The organism is Nocardia coffeae, assembly GCF_019890715.1.
Classification (GTDB): Bacteria; Actinomycetota; Actinomycetes; order Mycobacteriales; family Mycobacteriaceae; genus Nocardia; species Nocardia jiangxiensis.
Window position 1 is genome coordinate 13,197 of record NZ_JAINZY010000021.1, and the last position, 17,562, is coordinate 30,758.

Sequence of the window (17,562 nt, forward strand, 5' to 3'; positions counted from 1 at the left end):
CGTAGCGTCGGCCCTATGACACGACTCTCCGGAAAAACAGCCCTCGTCACCGGCTCCACCAGCAATATCGGACGCGCCATCGCCGAGGCGTACGGCGCGCAAGGCGCACACGTCGTGGTCTCCGGCCGCGACGACGCACGCGGCAACGCGGTCGTCGAACGCATCCGCGCCGCGGGCGGGCGCGCGGACTACGTGCACGCCGACCTGGACGGCACCCTGGCCGCGAGCCGCGCCCTGGCCGACGCGGCCACCGGCCTGCTCGGCGGGCGGATCGACATCCTGGTGAACAATGCCGGAATCTACCCGCCCTCGACCACCCCGACCGCCGACGAGGCCATGGTCGATCGCGTCTACGCGGTCAACGTCAAAGCCCCGTTCTTCCTCACCCAGGTCCTCGCGCCCGCCATGGCCGAAGCCGGCGGCGGAGTGATCATCAACCTGGGCTCGTGGGTCGCCCGCCTGGCGGTGCCGGTCGGCGCGCTCTACGCCTCCACCAAGGGCGCGATGGAAACTCTGACCCGCGCGTGGTCCGCGGAGTTCGGCCCGCGGGGTGTGCGGGTGAACGCGATCTCCCCGGGCGTGATCCGCTCCGGAGACCAGATCGCGGACGCGCCCAGCCCCGCGGACACGATGATGTACGGCACCCCGGCCGGCAAGCTCGGCACACCCGAGGCGATCGCCGCCGCGGCGGTATACCTGGCCTCCGACGACGCGGAATTCGTACACGGCACCGTCCTGGACGTCGACGGCGGCCGCACCGGCGTCGCGGTCGTCGCCGAACCCGCCGCGGCCGCCGCGGGGGCCTAGGCCGGATCGGGTGCGGCGACCTGACTCAACCGGCCCTCGGCCACGCGCAGCCACCGCTGCACCCGCACCTCGGTCAGAAAACGTTCGTCATGGCTGACCACGACGAACGCACCCCGATACGCCTCGAGCGCACTCTCGAGCTGCCCGACCCCGACCAGGTCCAGATTGTTCGTCGGCTCGTCCAGCAGCAACAGATGCGGCGCCGGTTCGGCGAACAGCGCGCACGCCAGACTCGCCCGCAACCGTTCCCCACCCGAGAGCGCCCGCACCGGTCGATGCGCGGCCGGTCCGCGAAACAGCAAGCGAGCCAGCACGTTCAGCCGTTCCGCGGCGGACAGCTGCGGTGCGCTCGCGGCGAGATTCTCCGCCACGGTGAGCGTGGGATCGAGCAGATCCAGTCGCTGGGACAGATACGCCACCCGCCCCGGCGCATGGCGCACCCGGCCGCGGCCGGGGGTGAGCGCACCGGCCAGGATGCGTAGCAGGGTGGATTTGCCTGCACCGTTCGGCCCGGTCAGCGCGATCCGTTCGGGTCCGCGGATCGTCAGATCCACCCCGTCGCCGGTGAAGATCTCCCGCCCGCCCAGCTCGATGCCGATCCCCTCACCCTCGAACACCGTGCGCCCAGCGGGAACCTCGGTGCCCGGCAGATCCAGCACGATCCGCTGATCCTCGCGCACCGCACGCTGGGCTCGGTCGAGCCGCTCGCGGGCCGCGCCGACCCGCGCGTTATGGGTCTGATTCGCGCGTGCCGCGGACTCCTGGGCGTTGCGTTTCATGGTGCCCGCGAAGATCTTCGGCAGTCCGGCATCGCCCAGGGTGCGCGCCGCGTTGCCCGCCCGGCGCGCGGCGCGTTCGCGGGCCTGCTGCATTTCGCGCTTCTCCCGCTTGACCTCCTGTTCGGCGTTGCGCACATTCTTCTCAGCGACTTCGCGCGCGGCCTGCACGCCTTGTTCGTAGGCGGTGAAATTGCCGCCGTGGAAACGGATTTCGGCGGACTCGAGTTCGGCGATGCGGTCCATCCGATCCAGGAGCGCGCGGTCGTGACTGACCACGAGCAGACCTCCGGTCCACTCCTCGAGCACCCCGTATAGCCGCTGACGCATATCGATGTCGAGGTTGTTGGTCGGCTCGTCCAGCAGCAGCACATCCGGACGGCGCAGCAGCTGCGCGGCGAGCCCGAGAGTGATGATCTGCCCGCCGCTGAGCGTGTCCAGATCGCGGGACAGTGCGATATCGGCCAGTCCGAGCCGCTCGAGCTGGGCGCGGGTGCGTTCCTCGACGTCCCAGTCCGAGCCGATGACGGTGAAATGCTCCTCGCGCACGTCACCGGACTCCACCGCGGCCAGCGCCGCGAGGACCGGCGCGATGCCCAGAACCTGCGCGACGGTCGATCCCATCGTCAGCGGCAGGGTCTGGGGCAGATACCCCAGCACTCCCTCCACGGTGACGCTGCCGCCGCCGGGGCGCAGGTCGCCGGCGATCAGGCGCAGTAGCGTGCTTTTGCCCGCGCCGTTGGGCGCGACCAGTCCCGTGCGCCCGCCGGGCACGGTGAACGACAGATCCCGGAACACAGGGGTGTCATCGGGCCAGGTGAACGACAGATTCGAACAGACGATGCGAGCATCGGACATGAGGGCGACTCCCGGAGTGAGGCGGGCGCAGATCGGCTGCGCCGCATGGCGTTTCGGTGGAACGACGACATGGCCACAACAGCCGCACCGTGTGCGCTGGTGGCCGGACTCCGGGGTCTATCCGGAGATGTCGAGTTCACCCGCCATGTCTGGTCTCCTCAGGGATCGGATCGAGCGGGCGTCACTGTACCGCACCGCTCACTTTCCGGTGGCCGCGGCGTCGTTCTCCGCACGTTCGAGCCGGGCGCGCGTACGAGTGAAAATCTTTCCCAGACATGCGAGTTCGTCATCGGTGAGCTCGTCCAGGAACAGCTCACGCACGGTGCGGGCGTGCCCGGGAGCCGCGGCCAGGAACGCTTCGAGTCCGGTGGCGGTCAGCACCGCGCGATAGCCGCGCCCGTCGCCGGGGGCGGGTTCGCGGGTGAGCAGGCCGCGTTTGATCATCGAATTGACCTGATAGGTGATGCGGCTGCGGGAGAACACCATGCGATCGGCCAGCTCACTCATCCGCAGCCGGTGTTGCGGGGCTTCGCGCAGCAACAGCAGCAGGTGATAGTCGATCAGACTCAGCCCGCTCGAGGCGCGCAGGGCCGCGTCCACGCAGGTCTCGAGCCGCACGCTGCCCTCGAGATAGGCGCGCCAGGCCTGCACTTGATCCGCACGCAGTTCGCTCGACTCAGGCATCGCACTCCTCACTACTACAAATCTTGATCATACGAGACGACCCGGTGCGCGGACGGCGATCGACCTGCCGGTCGACTTCGCTCTGAACGACCGGGAATGTTCGGCGACGCCCTATGGTTGTCACGGTAGACAAAATTTCAACTACATTGGAGGTCGTCATGCCAGCTGTGACAGCGGACACGCTGACGCTGCCGCGGGTGCCCGCACCGGACGCTGCGGTGATGTCGCAGCGTCGCGTTCGATCGGTGACGACGGCGCCGACCGGATTCGAAGGCGAAGGATTCCCGGTACGCCGCGCGTTCGCCGGGGTCTCGCTCGCGGACCTGGATCCGTTCATCCACATGGACCAGATGGGTGAGGTGGAGTACGCACCGGGCGAGCCCAAGGGCACCCCGTGGCACCCGCACCGCGGATTCGAAACCGTCACCTACATCATGGATGGCACCTTCGAGCACCAGGACTCGCATGGTGGCGGCGGCACCATCAGCAACGGTGACACCCAGTGGATGACCGCGGGCAGCGGCCTCCTGCACATCGAGAAGCCGCCCGAGTCGCTGGTGGTCTCCGGAGGGTTGTTCCATGGCATCCAGCTGTGGGTGAACCTGCCGCGGGCGAACAAATTCAACGCACCCCGCTATCAGGACATCCGCGGCGGACAGGCCACCCTGCTGTCCTCCGAGGACGGCGGCGCGCTGCTGCGGGTGATCGCCGGTGACCTGGACGGGCATGCCGGTCCGGGCAACACCTTCACCCCGATCAGCCTCGTGCACACCACCATCAGCCCCGGAGCCCGGCTGAACCTGCCGTGGAACCGCGAGTTCAACGCGTTGGCCTACGTGATGGCCGGTGTCGGGACCGTCGGGCAGGACCAGCAGCCGATCCGCAAGGGCCAGCTGGCCGTGTTCGGCCCCGGTGACGCGCTCACCCTGACCGCGGGCACATCCACTCCGGCCGCCGAACCGAACCTGGAAGTGCTGCTGCTGGGCGGCGCCCCGATCCGCGAACCGGTCGCGCACTACGGGCCGTTCGTGATGAACACCCGCGCCGAGCTGATGCAGGCGTTCGAGGACTACCAGGCCGGCCGCTTCGGGGTCATCCCCGCGGAGAAACTGCCGCACACCGACGGCGATCCGGCACCGGGGTCCGGCGCGCGGGCATGAGCCCGCACTCCCGATCGCGCGGGCGATATCCCTGCCCGCGCGATCCGGAATCGCACCTTCGCCCGGCATCGTCCGGATCGATCGCCGGACACGCTGGCCAGCATCGTTGACACGCCCCGGTGGGCATCCACTACGGTCGGGACCCGACACACGGGCACGGCACCATTCCGGCGACCGACGAAGGGGACACCCCTTGACCACCAGCGATTTCGCCTACACCGGGTGTGACAACCTGGAAGCGATGGCCGAAGCGGTCAACTACAACACTTTCCTGGTCGACACCGTCGACCGTCACCTGGCCCCGGCGGGTGCCGCATCCGATGTGCGGGTGCTGGACTTCGGGGCCGGATCGGGCACCTACGCCGATATGCTCGCCGCCCGTCAGATCACTCCCGAATGCCTCGAACCCGACGAGGAGCTACAACACATCCTGCGCGCCAAGGGGTACAAGGTCCTCGACCACGACGGGACGCCCGAGCACGACGGTGAGCGGTACGGGCTGATCTACACCTTCAACGTGCTCGAGCACATCAAGAACGATCAGACCGCCTCCGAACATCTGGCCGCGCTGCTACGTCCCGGCGGCACGCTGGTCGTCTACGTGCCCGCGCTCGAGATCCTGTACACCGCAATGGATTCCAAGGTCGGGCACTACCGCCGTTACCGGCGCACCCAGCTGAACCGGATCCTGCGCAATGCGGGTCTCGAGATCGTCGAGTCCCGCTACTGCGACCCCCTCGGATTCTTCGCCACCCTGGCTTACAAAATGCTGGGCCCCGGTGACGGCACCATCAATCCGCGCTCGCTCAAGCTCTACGACCGCGCCGTGTTCCCGATCAGCAAAGCGCTGCAGATCCTGACCAGCCGATTCTTCGGCAAGAATGTACTGGTCGTGGCCACCAAGGCCTGACCGACGGCCGCGACACGACTTTCAGAGATCGCCCGAGTAGTCGATGCTGATCCAGCGATCGGGACGGATGGTGAGCAGGGCCGACCCGTTGCCGTCCATGTTGTCGGCGAAGGCGCGGCCGCCCTCCGCACCGAGGTAGCGGACCGCGATCTCCTCTCGGGCTTCGTGGGGAGCGGGGGTGACATCGTCGACGACGGTGCCCTCGACGATGACGTACTGGTACGGCAGTTCTTCCCGCTGAACGGTCAGCGTGACCACGCCGGCCGCGCGCATGAGCCTGACCTTGCGGCTCTTGGCTCCGGTACTGATCCTGATATTGCCGCCCGGGGTGTAGTCGTACCAGATCGGCACGGCCGCGGGCGGGCGGCCGTCGGTAGCCGCGACCGACAGCACCGCAATGTGCTTGTCCGCGAGGAACTGCTGACGTTCAGTCTCCGTGAAAGGTTTCGGCATATAACTACGAACATCCCGATACCGCAGGATTATTTCGATGGCAGCCTCGGGACCTGGACTGCGATACATGGCCCCGGTTATCTGACGCTGAGCCCGTCGAGCACGACTGTGATCAGCTGGTTCGGGGTGCCGCGCAACCGGGCGCGACGCTCGGCTGCCGCCACACCGATGACCAGGTCCAACACGTCGGCGATATCGACATCGGATCTCGCCGCCCCGGCTCGTTTCGCTTGGGAGAGCAGGGTTTCGAACGACCGGAGGAACTCGTTCCGAAGCTGGCCGGGGATCGCGATGATGGTGCCGGTGCTGCCGTCGATTGCTTCGCACAGCGCCTGGTTGAGGGCGACTTCGCCGACGAGCTCGGCGAAGTACCCGCGAAATGCCTCCTCCGGTGCGGCGTCGGCCGCTGCAAGCGTGCGTGCTCGCTCGGTGAACTTCTCGATGCGGCCGAGAATGACCGCCTCGAACAGCGCGTTGCGGGTGGGGAAGTGCCGGTAGACGGTGCCGACACCGACCCCGGCTCGGCGTGCGATCTCGTCGAAGGACACCGACGAGCCGTCGACGGCCAGCATCTCCCGAGCGACGGCCAGCACCTGATCCCGATTGCGGCGCGCATCCGAGCGCAGTGGCTTGGCGATGTGCCCGGTGTTGTCACCCATCGTTCGATCGTAACGGTCAGCATTGCGAAACGGAGAAGTATCTCCGTATAGTCGAACGAATCGGAGAGCTTTCTCCGCTTATCGCGGCCCGTAGGCGCGGTGGATCCGAAATCCGATCACGGAGGACACATGGACCAGGTTGTTTTCGTCACCGGTGCGACCGGGCAGCAGGGTGGGGCGGTCGCGGACCGCTTGCTCGCCGACGGATGGCAGGTGCGGGTGTTGACTCGCCGTCCGGACAGCAGCAGAGCTCGGGCCCTGACGAGTGCAGGCGCAGATCTGATCGCGGGCTCGCTGGAGGATCCGGCGACGATCGAGCGCTGCGTCGAGGGAGTGTACGGGGTGTACAGCGTGCACCCGGGGCCGCTGGCCCCGGAACAGGACGAGGTGAAGGCCGGCAAGGCCATCACCGACGCCGCGGTGAAATACGGTGTGGCACATCTGGTCTACAGCTCGGGTCTGGGTGCCGACCGCGGCGGGCAACCGACCAAATGGGACATCGAGCAGTACATCGCCGCGTCGGGTGTCTCGGCCACCGTGCTGCGGCCGAGTTCCTTCATGGAGAACCTGATCACGCAGTCCGCCACGGTCGGGATTCGAGACGGCGCGCTGCGCACCGCCGCGGCTGCCCACGTGCGCCAGCAGTTCATCGCGCTCGACGACATCGGCGCCTTCGCCGCATTCGCGTTGCAGCACCCGGATGACTACCGTGGCCGGACGTTCGAGCTGGTCGGTGACGCGCTGACACCGCCCGAGGTCGCCGCCCAGGTCAGCGCCGCAGTCGGGCAGCCGGTCCCGTATCTGCAACGTCCGATCGAGGAACTACGCCGCATCAACGAACGATTCGCTCGCGGCTACGAATTTCTCAACAGCGGCGACGGCAGCGTGCCCGACGTCGATATCGACGAACTGCGTGCACTGCACCCGGGGTTGATGAACTTCCGAGACTGGCTCAGCCGTAAGGGTGCGGAACTGATCCGCCCACTGCTCGGTCCGCGGCCCTGATCACCGTGCATCCACACACCGCGTGGCTGACTGCACTCGCTGTCGGATTCGATTGCCGCGGACAACCTGTCGATATTCCGTGGCAAGGTGAGGCCCGGCATCGCGGTTGACTCGTCCCTGACCGCTGCGACCTCGCGGGAAGGCTTGACCCTGACGCTGCGTCGGGGTTGCACGCTTGCTGCATGACGAAGAACATCGCTTCCGCGGCACGGCCTGCTCCGCCGATCGGATCCTTCCGACACGTCGATGGCCGCCGGGTTTTCGTGCATCGGTTGGGCCGCGTTGGGCTGCCCGTGGTGTTCCTGCCAGGTGCCGGCGCGGTCGGTCTGGACTATTTCGCTGTCCAGCAAGGGGTTTCGCGGTTCTGCAGCGCGGTGGTGTACGACCGTGGCGGCAGCGGGTACAGCGATCCGGTCCCGCTGCCGCGCACCGCCGCCGCGGTCGCGACGGAACTGCACGAGTTGCTGCACGCCCTCGACCTCACCGCCCCGTACGTCCTGGTCGCGCACTCGCTCGGCGGGGCCTACGTGCATCGGTTCACGCAGTTGTACCCGCACGAAGTGGCCGGGCTGGTCTGGGTGGACGGCTTGCACCGCGATTGGGAGGACTTCATGCCCGCTGCGGCGAGCCGGGCCAGCGGGCAAGCACCGGGGTCCGAGCAGATCGGGCAGATGCGCCCAGCCCTGCACGAGATGTTCGCCGAACTGCTGGCGCACTATCCGCAGCACATGCGGCAACCGCTGATCGAAGCCCATCTCAGCGACGAATGGCTCCGGGTCGGCATCGCCGAGCGGGGCACGCTGGTCGCACTGGCCGACGAATTGCGTGCCGGGCCGGACATTCCCGACGTGCCGATGGTTGCGCTCACCGCAGCAGGTACCGACCCAGGTCCGCAAGCGGCGATGCCGAAGCAGACGATGCGCGCGATACACGAGGGGATGCGGAAGATGACTGCGGCGATGGTGAGCAGGGTGCCACTCGGGGAACATCGTGTGATCGCCGATGTCGGCCACAACCAGCTGTGCTTCACGCACCCCGATGCCGTGGTCGGGGCGATCCGCGACGTCGTCGACCGAGTTGTTCGCACCTAAAATCGGCTTGGCGACGTTTCCCGAAGACCGGAGGCACACGGTGCTCACGATCGGCCAGCTCGCGGCGACCGCCCGCGTCAGCGTGCGCACCGTCCGCCACTACCACCAGGTCGGCCTCTTACCCGAGCCCGACCGCGATGCCTCGGGCTACCGCCGCTACAGCGCACAGGCGGCAGTGGATCTGGTCCGGATCAGAACTCTGGCCGATGCCGGAGTGCCACTGGCCCGCATCGAGACGCTGCTACACGCACAGCCAACCGAATTCGCCGCCGCCATCACCGATATCGACACCGCATTGCCGAATTGGCGAGCGGCGAAGAACTTGTCCTGCCTCCCGAGATGATCGCCGTACTGAACCGGCTGCGCGGCCTCGGAGTCAGCGAACGCACGATCCGCCTCGAACGCGACTGGTCGATCCTGCTGCAAGCCTCGGACCCGGATGCGTTGCCGCAGTGGATACGAGACAAGAACCTCGGCCTCGAAGACCCCGAGAAGACGCGCCTGTATCTCGCATGCGATCAATGCGTCGGCTGGGATCCGCGCGATCCACGCGTGGATCAGCTCATCGACGACCTGGAAACCTGGGAGATCGAACGCGACGGCAACAGCAGTCGGCCCGAGCACCCGACGCCGCTGTTTTCCCTGGTCCTGCGGGAATCACCGGCATGGCATCGAATCCTCGATACCCTCGCGCGCCGCGCGGAGGGTCGACGAACCACCATGCCCGACAGCTGACCGCGGACCGCTGGCGTCACGTGTCGGCAACGGTTTCACCGTCGGTCGCGCAGGAACCGCTCGACCTCGCGAGGATGCCGCAACAGCTGCAAGTTCACCTCCGGTGCGCAGCGGGTCACCGCGGCGAGGATTCCGGGGAGGCTGCGGCGGCGGTAGCAGATCACCCAGCGCCAGAACACCAGACTTTCGCGAGAGCGGCGCAGCGCACGCCGGACACAGGTGCCGAGCGGAAAGTCCAGCACGACAATCGTATCGGCGGCGCGGAGCCGGGGTTCGAGTACATCGAACGGGCCCAGATCGCCATCGAGAATCCAGGCCGGCGCGGCGACGAGTTCCCGCTGGAGGGCTGCCCACTGCTCGCGGGGGAGCGGTGTCGCATCCGCCGACCAGAACAGCTCGTCCAATTCGGTGACCGGCAACCCCATCACCTCGCCTAACCGGCGCGCGAGCACCGATTTGCCCGCACCGCCGCGACCGAGCACGACCACTCGTTGCACACAGCCTCCGTGGGAATCGGATGATCGCCTTCGCGCGGATCACTGTCGAGTATGTCCGCACAGTGCCGCCGGGGGAGCGAGATGTAGCTCGGCAACGACTCGATTCTCACCGATGGTTTCGGTCGTTCTCCGCGTGATCGCGACTGCTGGCCGAAATTGGTACGCCCGCACCAGCGACCCCAGTTTTCGAGGGATTACGTAGCTAATACGTTTCGTTGGCGAAACGCAAACGGAAACGATAAATCTGCGACGTCCTCAAGTTACTGAGGTCGATTCCAGGACACCTGACCGCCGATAACGTTCACTTATCGGCGGTCAGACAGGGGTTGACCGTCCTGTGCCGCACTGGGATTCGTTTCGTGTCATTGCGTTGGAATTGACGAAACAAACGCTACGATTCTCCGGTGTCGACGATGTGCAACTACCCGGGATGTTCCCGAACCATCACCAAGAGCGGCGGCCCGGGACGACCCTCGGAATACTGCGAACACCCCGAACACACCCGGTGGCGGGCCTGGCGAGAACGCCAACGACTGCAACAGGAGCAGGACGACACCCCGTCCGCGAACGTCACTGTGACGCAACAAGGTCCGGTGACCGCGGCCCGGGTACGGGCCGATGAACTGCTCATCCAGTTCCGGACGCTGGCCGAACAGCTCGGCGGCACACTGAATTCCGCGGTCGCCGAACTATCCACCCTGGCCGATCCGTCGATCGCTGAGGCCCAGGTCCAGGCCGTCCAGGCCGAGGCCGCACGTCGCATCGCCGAAGCCGAGATGGCCGCAGTCACCGCCGAGCAGGCCCGTCGCGAGGCCGAACAGGCCAGGGCCGCCGCCGAATCCGCCGCCGAGGACGCCGCTGTGGCTGCGGAGCATGCCGAAGCCCGCATTGCCGAAGCGCTCGCCGCCCGCGACGACGCACTCGGTGAGGTGCAGAAGGTCACCACTCAGGCCGCGGACGAGGTGTTCACCGCCCGCACCGAGGCCGAAGCCCAGGTCCGCGCCATTCGCCGCGAAGCCACCGAGGACCTCGAACGGGCCCGGGACCAAGCGAACGAGGAGATCACCCGGGCCCGCACCGCCTGCTCCGCGGATGTCGAACGCGTCAAACGCGAAGCCGCCCAGCAGATCACCGCGGCCGCGGCCGAACGCGACCTGGCCGTTCAGCGCGTCGCCGATGCCGAACGCGCCATCGATCGCGCCGAAGCCGCGGCCGCCGAACGCGCCGAAGCCCTGTCGGACACGCGCGCGGAACTCACCCGCAGCCGCACCGAGCTCACCGAGGCTCGGGCGGAGATCACCACCGCGCGAGCAGAACTCGCCGAAACAAGGCGCACGGCAACCGAGGACACGGCCGCCTTGCGCACCACCCACAGCGCCGCACTGGCCGCCGCGCACCGCGACGCCGCCGAACGCCTCGCCGCCGTCGAGGACGCACGAGCCCAAACCCTCGCCCGCGCCGAACGCGCCGAACGCCTCGCCGACGACCTCCTGGCCCAATCCCGCCGCAGCGGAACAGGAACTGAAACCACCAGCACCGGAACCTGATTCGCGCCGTCGTCCACCGATCGCGTCGACCGGTGGACGACGGAATTTCGACTCCCACCGTTTCCCGGCAACGACTCGGCGGTTGAAGCGCGTATTCGCCCCTGCCCGCGAACGATGAGTTCGTCGACGTCGAAGCGTCCTTGTCTTCGAGAGTCGATCCCCGACTTCGGGATCGACTGAGGCAAGGAGCCTCCGACGCGTCTGAGGGTAACGACGCTCATGACCTCGTACGGGGTAGCGCAGGGGCCGGGAGCACCCGATGAGGACCGCAGCGGCGGGGGCGTCGAGCAGGTCGCAGCACTCGAACAACTCCCCAGCGGCGAGTTACAGGTGCCCGGCAGCGGAACGCTGGTCAGGCCATTACGGCTCGGCATCGACACACGCCTGGACTTGAGCCGAGAACGTGTTGCGGGCTGGAGAATTTCAGTATGTTGGATATGGCCGCGAAGCTGGACCAGCAGTAGACGCTGTGTCACCGCAACGGGACGTCCGGAGTCAGCCGGTCCACGAGAAAAGCGAGGATCTCGTCGCGGGCCGCGACGGTCGGCTCCCCGGCCGTATCGACCAGATGCGCGGTGACCACACTGTGCGGGCAACCGACGATCTGCGAGAAGAACGGCGGCGGAGAGGGATTCGCCGCCTCGGCGGGCAGCACTCGCGGCTCGAAACGTGGACCCAGCGCTGCGGCGTAGGCGGCGAAACGCTGCGCGGTGCAGAAGCGGTCGCCCTCGAAGCGATAGGCGCGCACCACGAGATCATCGCGATCGAGTCGCTCCCGCACGGCCGCGAGCTCACCGGGCGAAATCTCCAGTCCGCCAGGGTCATCCAGTGGCAGGGACGGCTGGCACAACACCGGCGCCAGCATCGTGGGCTCGAGCATCATGGTGAGCGCGAAATTGCCGGTGAAGCACATACCCAGCGCGCCGACCCCGAGACCGCCGCATTCGCGATGGGCCAGGGCCGCCAGCGCACGCAGCCACACCGCGACCGGGCTTGACTTGCCCGCGCCGAAGGCCCGGAATTCCGCACTGACACAGGCTCGTTCGAAGACTTCCACGCCGGCCTCCGCCTCCGGATAGGCACCGTCGCGGCCGAACAGTGACGGCAGGTAGACGGTGAGCCCGGCCTCGCGCACCCAGCGGGCGAATCGGGCCACATCGGGGCTGATGCCGGGCATTTCCGCCATGACGATGACGGCCGGTCCGATGCCGCTGACGTACACGGTGCGGGCTACTCCGTCGAGCGTGATCGACCGGGGTGTGAAATCGGCGAGGTCGTCGTCGAGAGGATCCTGCGGGAGTGATTGCTGCACACACCGAACTCTGCCGCAGCAGGTCAGCACACCGCCATCGGCGAGATCGCCACTCTTCGGTCTAGTCTCGCCACATGATTACCCACCTCGCACTGGACGGTGTGCTCGAAGGTGCACTCGGCCTCGGTGTCGACATCGTCGACACGGCAGCCGGGATCGCCGGTGACGCGACGGGCGGGCGGCTACGACAGCGTGTCGCATCACTCGATGGGCTACCGGTCCGATCCAGCGGTGGGCGGCTGATCAGCGTCGATACCGCAACCCCGCTCAGCGCGGCGGAATTCGAACCCGGCGATGTTCTGGTGCTGCCGGGGCCGTCCGCGTCCGGCGAAGCACGTGTCGAGGAGCTGCTGACCCGACCCCGGACCATGCAGGCCGTCGAAATCATCCGGCGTGCCGCTGATTCCGGCGCCACGGTAGCTGCCTCCTGCTCGGCTGTCTTCGTGCTCGCTGCCTCGGGGCTGCTGTCTGGCCGGGCCGCCACCACTACGTGGTGGCTGGCGCCGCTGTTGGCCCGCCGCTTCCCCGATATCACCGTGCAGTCCGATCGCATGGTGGTCGACAGCGGCGCAGTACTCACCGCCGGTGCGGCTTTCGCCCACACGGACCTGCTGCTGGCGCTGGTCGCCCGCCTCGGCGGCGGTGCACTGGCCGAGCAGGTGGCTCACTACCTGGTGCTCGATGCCCGCATGTCGCAGTCGCGCTACATGGTGCTCGAGCATCTACGGGCCACCGACCCGGTGCTGCGCGCCGTGCAACAGCACGTGCACGCCAATCTGCACCGGCAACTGTCACTGGACGAATTGGCAAGTGTCGCAGCGGTTTCTCCGCGCACTCTGACCCGCCGCATCCGGGACCGCGTCGGCGTCTCGCCCATCCAGTACGTTCATCGCCTCCGGGTCGGGCACGCGGCCACCCTGCTCACGACCACCCGCGAACCCGTCGATGTGATCGCGGGCGCGGTGGGCTACGCCGATCCGGCGGCGTTCCGGCGCATCTACCGCAGGCACACCGGCGAGACACCGACCGCCACCCGCACCCGCGCGGCCGAATCGACCTGATCGGAGTGCCGCTTCAGGATTCCGGGGCCGGATCGGCGCGACCCGTCAGGGCTCGAGATCGACTACGCCTCTGCCGCTCTCCACGTCGAACGGCACCGAGACCTGGTCGTGTGCGATCAGCCAGGCTCCGTCGATCCGGCGCATTCCGTAGGTGACCCGGACCCACATACCGTTCGTGGCGCCGCCCTGCTTCAGGGTTCCGCTCAGGCGAACGAAGGCGTGCCCGAATGCCACCTCGTCGCCTACGGTGAACCTCAGGTCGCGGACCTCGTAGTTGACGGTCTCGAAGATCCGGAACACCTTCGCCCAGTTCTCGAGTTTCGCCGCCACCCCGACGTGCTGCAGCGGCGGTTCGACGTCGAAGGACACCACGTCGGTGGTGTAGAGCTGCCTCAGGGCCTCGAGATCCTTGGCGCGCAGTGCGTCGACGACCTTGTCGATGTGTCGGCGAATCTGAACTTCATCCTCGGCGGCGCGGTCAGCGCGTGATCGAAAGTCGTTCGGCGTCATCGTGATCGGTTCCTTCCTTGTCGATGTGCGGGGTGTCGGTGACGGGGCGACGCAACGGAGCCAGGGCGGTACTCCATGCGATGACCTGATCCAGCGTTCTGGTCAGAGCGGCGGCATGGTGTTCACGCGGTACGAAGGTGGTGTGGTTCTCGAAATCGGTGAGCAGCGAGATCGCGACCTGATGGCCGACATCGGCCATGCCCAGCGTGCCGCACACGGTTCGCAGTTGCACGACCGCGCGAGCGCCGCCGCCCGCGCCGTAGGAGACGAATCCGACCGCCTTGTCGGTCCATTCCGCGAACGCGTGATCGATGGCGTTCTTCAGCACGCCGGGAACGCCGCCGTTGTATTCGGGTGTCACCAGCACGAAGCCGTCGAACGGGGCGATCCGCTCGGCCCAGCGCCGGGTGTGCTCGTGCGCCGACGGGCCGAACATCGGCGGCGCGGGTTCGTCCAGATGCGGTAGCGGGTGATCGCGCAGATCGATCAGTTCGAACTCGGCGTCGCCGCGCTGCGATGCCGTGTCCTGAACCCACTGGGCGACCTGCGGGCCTCTACGGTTGGGGCGGGTACTGCCGAGAATGATTCCGATTCTGATCACTGTCCGAACTCCTGCTCTGTCGATAACCTCACGACCTTCCGACGACGCAGCCGCCGAGAATGTCAGGCCGCGTCACGAATCGGGTCGCTGATTCGTCGAATTCGGTGAGGACACGAAGACGAAGGAGCCGACCATGACCGACCCGCACCTGCCGATGGTGATCAGTGAACGCCGTCAACTACTGAATCTCGCCTACCGGCTGCTGGGTTCGCTGGCCGAGGCCGAGGACGTTGTGCAGGAGACCTACGTGCGCTGGTATGCGCTGTCCGATCAGCAGCGGCGGGAGGTGACGGTGCCCGGCGCGTGGTTGACGACGGTCGCGAGCCGGATCTGCCTCGATCTGCTCGGCTCCGCGCGGGCCAGACGGGAACGCTATGTGGGCGCGTGGATTCCGGAACCGGTGCCAGGCCATGCGGAATGGTTCGGTGGCCCCGTCCCGGCCGATCCCGCCGACCGGGTCACGCTCGACGAGTCGATCAGCATGGCCTTTCTCGTCGTGCTGGATTCCATGACGCCGGCCGAGCGGGTGGCCTTCGTCCTGCACGACGTGTTCCGCTACTCCTTCGCGGAGGTCGCCGACGTGGTCGGGCGCAGCCCCGCGGCCTGCCGTCAGCTCGCCTCCTCGGCGCGCCGCCGCCTGCGCACCGTGCAGAGGCCCTCGGCCGACCAGCGTGCTGAGGTGGTCAGGGATTTCAAACGAGCCTGGGAGACAAGGGATATCGAGGCGCTGATCGGTCTGCTCGATCCGACCGCGATCGCGACCGCCGACAGTGGTGGGCTGGCCCCGGCGTTCCTGGATCCGATCATCGGCGGCGAGCAGATTGCCTACACCTGGCTGGACATCGCCGCTCGCAACTCCGAGGTGACCCTGCTCGAGCGTACGGTCAACGGCCAGCCCGGTCTGGTGGCACAGCTCGGCGACGCCATCGTCTCGGTGTACGCCTTCGACATCGCCGACGGCCGGATCACGCACATCTGGGCAATCCGGAATCCGGAGAAGCTGCGGCCCTGGACAGTTGGGGAATCCACATCGGATATGTAACTGGTTACTAACCACTTACTTATAGGATGGTCGCCATGACCGACGACGTCTGGGCCGGACTGGCCGATCGCTTCGCCGACGGGGCCTACGCCACCGTCAAAGGGCGGGTACGCACCTCGGTGATCCACCGCCATCTGCTCGAACATCTACCACCGGCTCCGGCGCGGGTACTCGACGTCGGCGGCGGTGCGGGGCATCAGTCGTTCCCACTGGCCCAGGCCGGGTACGAAGTGACGGTTCTGGATTCGTCCCCGGCGATGTTGGACAAGGCGCGCGAACGGCTCGCGCGCCTTCCCGAGGAAGTCGGCTCCCGGGTCACCTTCGTGCAGGCCGAGGGCGAGCACGCCGAACAGGCAGTGAACGCAGAGCGTTTCGCCGCGGTGCTGTGCCACGGCGTGCTCGGTTACCTCGACGAGCCCGAACCGCTCGTCGAGCAGCTGTGCCGATGCGCGGCCGACGACGGGATCGTGTCCATCATGACCGCCAACGCGCACACCACCGCGGTTCAACCGGCCTTGGAACGACGCTGGCGTGACGCGCTCGCCGCCTTCGACACCCGGCACGGGACCGTTATGGGACTGCCCGGCCGCGCGGACACCCCCGAGGAGGTCGGCAAACTACTGCTCGGCCACGGCGTGGAACCGGTGCGCTGGTACGGGGTGTGGCTGTTCGTGGACTGGCTCGAATTCAGCGGAGTCGACCTGGATGTGAACGACACCGAACAGGTCGCCGCCACGATCGCGGTCGAATACGAAGCCAGCCTGCGCGATCCGTACCGTGCGATGAGCCGGGTCTTTCACCTCCTCGGACGCAAAACCCTGAGCTGAGACGCCATGCTCGGGTCCCATCGCTCGGTGCTGGGTAGGGTCGGGGAATGGCGCGGATCGCATGGCTGGGACTCGGCCGGATGGGGTCGGGGATGGCGGCGCGGATGGTCGCCGCCGGGCACGAGGTGCACGTGTTCAACCGATCCCCGCAGCGGGCCGAACCACTCGTTGCGCAGGGGGCGATCGCCGCATCCACTCCGCGCAAGGCGGTCCGGGACGCGGCGATGATCGTCGCCATGGTCGCCGACGACCCGGCTTCGCGGACGGTGTGGCTCGGTCCGGACGGCGCGCTCGCCGGTTCGCCCGCGCCCGGCGCGTTCGCGGTGGAGTGCTCCACGATCTCCCGCCCGCACGTGCTGGCCCTGTCCAGGCAGGCGGCCGAGCGAGGCCTCCGGTATCTCGACGCCCCGGTGACCGGGTTGCCCGAAGCGGCCGCCGCCGGTGCGCTGACCCTGTTCGTCGGCGCGGACCGAACGGACCTCGACGCGGCCCGCCCGCTACTGGAACCGTTGTGCACCAACATCGTCCGGTTCGGTGAGGTAGGTGCGGGCACGTCCTACAAACTGATGCAGAACCTGCTCGGCTCGATCCAGATCGCCGCGACCGCCGAGGCACTTCGCACCGCGGAACTGGCCGGACTGGACCTGCCCACGGTGGTCGACACGCTCTCGCGCGGTGGTGCGGCCAGCCCCACCGTGGTGCGCGTTGCCCGGCTGATCCTCGAGGACGCCCACGATCGCGACATCAGTTTCACCGCCGCCCTGCGCCTGAAGGACACCCGATTGGGCGTCGAAGCCGCCGACGCGCTGGGCACTCCGGCAGCTCTCGGCCACACCGCGCTGGACATCTTCACCCGCCTGGTCGACGCGGGACACGGTGACATGAGCGAGACCAAGGTGATCGATCTGCTGCGGGAGTGAACTGCGTACCTGGGAGGTCCTGTGCCGCTTCGTGATCGGGCGACTCAGGACGGCGGTCCGGGAAGCGGATCGGACCGACACCTGCTCGTGCGCCGGTCTCTCCTGCC

The 17,562-nt window shown here is 67.6% G+C and carries 20 protein-coding genes; 12 read left to right on the forward strand and 8 right to left on the reverse strand.

The genetic code is table 11. The features are described from left to right. Positions 1-15: 15 nt before the first annotated feature. Positions 16-807 (forward strand): SDR family NAD(P)-dependent oxidoreductase, encoded by a 792-nt coding sequence (locus K7711_RS42740; RefSeq protein ID WP_222978095.1) that lies wholly within the window; start codon positions 16-18, stop codon positions 805-807. Here the strand turns inward: K7711_RS42740 and K7711_RS42745 are convergent. Both K7711_RS42745 and K7711_RS42750 read right to left on the reverse strand, forming a co-directional pair. Continuing rightward, complete coding sequence (locus K7711_RS42745) at positions 804-2,441, reverse strand: ABC-F family ATP-binding cassette domain-containing protein (RefSeq protein WP_222978097.1); 1,638 nt, start codon at positions 2,439-2,441, stop codon at positions 804-806. The two genes, K7711_RS42740 and K7711_RS42745, sit on opposite strands and share 4 nt — an antisense overlap. 198 nt (positions 2,442-2,639) lie before the next feature. Then, entirely contained in the window at positions 2,640-3,125 is a 486-nt protein-coding gene (locus tag K7711_RS42750; protein WP_222978099.1) for a MarR family winged helix-turn-helix transcriptional regulator, read from the reverse strand. Positions 3,126-3,283: 158 nt separating this feature from the next. Here K7711_RS42750 and K7711_RS42755 point away from each other — a divergent pair, with 158 nt between their 5' ends. Together K7711_RS42755 and K7711_RS42760 are read left to right on the forward strand one after the other, a co-directional pair. Then, positions 3,284-4,285: a pirin family protein gene (locus tag K7711_RS42755; protein ID WP_222978101.1), complete on the forward strand. Its 1,002-nt coding sequence runs from the start codon at positions 3,284-3,286 to the stop codon at positions 4,283-4,285. A gap of 193 nt (positions 4,286-4,478) precedes the next feature. Further along, positions 4,479-5,195 (forward strand): class I SAM-dependent methyltransferase, encoded by a 717-nt coding sequence (locus K7711_RS42760; RefSeq protein ID WP_222978108.1) that lies wholly within the window; start codon positions 4,479-4,481, stop codon positions 5,193-5,195. 21 nt (positions 5,196-5,216) lie between these two features. On the opposite strand, the gene K7711_RS42765 is transcribed toward K7711_RS42760, so the two are convergent. Together K7711_RS42765 and K7711_RS42770 are read right to left on the reverse strand one after the other, a co-directional pair. Beyond that, complete coding sequence (locus tag K7711_RS42765) at positions 5,217-5,648, reverse strand: pyridoxamine 5'-phosphate oxidase family protein (protein WP_222978110.1); 432 nt, start codon at positions 5,646-5,648, stop codon at positions 5,217-5,219. Positions 5,649-5,725: 77 nt separating this feature from the next. After that, on the reverse strand, positions 5,726-6,307 hold the full coding sequence (locus K7711_RS42770) for a TetR/AcrR family transcriptional regulator (protein WP_222978111.1): 582 nt from the start codon (positions 6,305-6,307) through the stop codon (positions 5,726-5,728). 129 nt (positions 6,308-6,436) lie between these two features. On the opposite strand from K7711_RS42770, the gene K7711_RS42775 reads away from it, so the two are divergent. The 4 genes from K7711_RS42775 to K7711_RS48150 all read left to right on the forward strand — a co-directional run bounded on the left by K7711_RS42775 (position 6,437) and on the right by K7711_RS48150 (position 9,138). Beyond that, positions 6,437-7,312 carry an NmrA/HSCARG family protein gene (locus tag K7711_RS42775; protein ID WP_222978112.1) on the forward strand — a complete coding sequence of 292 codons (876 nt, stop codon included), beginning with the start codon at positions 6,437-6,439 and terminating at the stop codon, positions 7,310-7,312. A 182-nt stretch (positions 7,313-7,494) separates the two neighbouring features. Further along, complete coding sequence (locus K7711_RS42780; protein WP_222978113.1) at positions 7,495-8,403, forward strand: alpha/beta fold hydrolase; 909 nt, start codon at positions 7,495-7,497, stop codon at positions 8,401-8,403. A gap of 40 nt (positions 8,404-8,443) precedes the next feature. Then, entirely contained in the window at positions 8,444-8,746 is a 303-nt protein-coding gene (locus K7711_RS48145; RefSeq protein WP_308015202.1) for a MerR family transcriptional regulator, read from the forward strand. Beyond that, positions 8,743-9,138: a hypothetical protein gene (locus K7711_RS48150; RefSeq protein ID WP_235748686.1), complete on the forward strand. Its 396-nt coding sequence runs from the start codon at positions 8,743-8,745 to the stop codon at positions 9,136-9,138. Before K7711_RS48145 ends, K7711_RS48150 begins: the two co-directional genes overlap by 4 nt. Positions 9,139-9,173: 35 nt before the next feature. Here the strand turns inward: K7711_RS48150 and K7711_RS42790 are convergent, their stop codons facing one another. Beyond that, entirely contained in the window at positions 9,174-9,635 is a 462-nt protein-coding gene (locus K7711_RS42790) for a P-loop NTPase family protein (RefSeq protein WP_222978114.1), read from the reverse strand. 413 nt (positions 9,636-10,048) lie between these two features. Here K7711_RS42790 and K7711_RS42795 point away from each other — a divergent pair, with 413 nt between their 5' ends. After that, on the forward strand, positions 10,049-11,182 hold the full coding sequence (locus tag K7711_RS42795) for a hypothetical protein (RefSeq protein WP_235748696.1): 1,134 nt from the start codon (positions 10,049-10,051) through the stop codon (positions 11,180-11,182). A gap of 472 nt (positions 11,183-11,654) precedes the next feature. Here the strand turns inward: K7711_RS42795 and K7711_RS42800 are convergent, their stop codons facing one another. After that, positions 11,655-12,494, reverse strand: a complete 840-nt coding sequence (locus tag K7711_RS42800; protein ID WP_222978115.1) for a dienelactone hydrolase family protein — start codon at positions 12,492-12,494, stop codon at positions 11,655-11,657. A 74-nt stretch (positions 12,495-12,568) separates the two neighbouring features. On the opposite strand from K7711_RS42800, the gene K7711_RS42805 reads away from it, so the two are divergent. Next, a complete protein-coding gene (locus K7711_RS42805; RefSeq protein ID WP_222978116.1) occupies positions 12,569-13,555 on the forward strand; it encodes a GlxA family transcriptional regulator in 987 nt (328 codons plus the stop codon). 45 nt (positions 13,556-13,600) lie between these two features. Here the strand turns inward: K7711_RS42805 and K7711_RS42810 are convergent, their stop codons facing one another. After that, positions 13,601-14,065 carry a YybH family protein gene (locus K7711_RS42810; protein ID WP_222978117.1) on the reverse strand — a complete coding sequence of 155 codons (465 nt, stop codon included), beginning with the start codon at positions 14,063-14,065 and terminating at the stop codon, positions 13,601-13,603. Continuing rightward, entirely contained in the window at positions 14,034-14,666 is a 633-nt protein-coding gene (locus tag K7711_RS42815) for an NADPH-dependent FMN reductase (protein ID WP_308015203.1), read from the reverse strand. The genes K7711_RS42810 and K7711_RS42815 overlap by 32 nt, the downstream gene beginning before the upstream one ends. A 133-nt stretch (positions 14,667-14,799) precedes the next feature. On the opposite strand from K7711_RS42815, the gene sigJ reads away from it, so the two are divergent. Genes sigJ through K7711_RS42830 form a run of 3 tightly spaced genes read left to right on the forward strand, consistent with a single transcriptional unit; the run spans position 14,800 to position 17,455 of the window. Further along, on the forward strand, positions 14,800-15,708 hold the full coding sequence (gene sigJ, locus K7711_RS42820) for an RNA polymerase sigma factor SigJ (RefSeq protein ID WP_222978121.1): 909 nt from the start codon (positions 14,800-14,802) through the stop codon (positions 15,706-15,708). A gap of 35 nt (positions 15,709-15,743) precedes the next feature. Further along, positions 15,744-16,535, forward strand: a complete 792-nt coding sequence (locus K7711_RS42825; RefSeq protein ID WP_222978123.1) for a class I SAM-dependent methyltransferase — start codon at positions 15,744-15,746, stop codon at positions 16,533-16,535. 47 nt (positions 16,536-16,582) lie between these two features. Further along, the gene (locus K7711_RS42830) at positions 16,583-17,455 is read left to right on the forward strand and encodes an NAD(P)-dependent oxidoreductase (RefSeq protein ID WP_222978125.1); all 873 of its coding nucleotides are present in this window, start codon (positions 16,583-16,585) and stop codon (positions 17,453-17,455) included. Positions 17,456-17,562 lie beyond the last annotated feature (107 nt).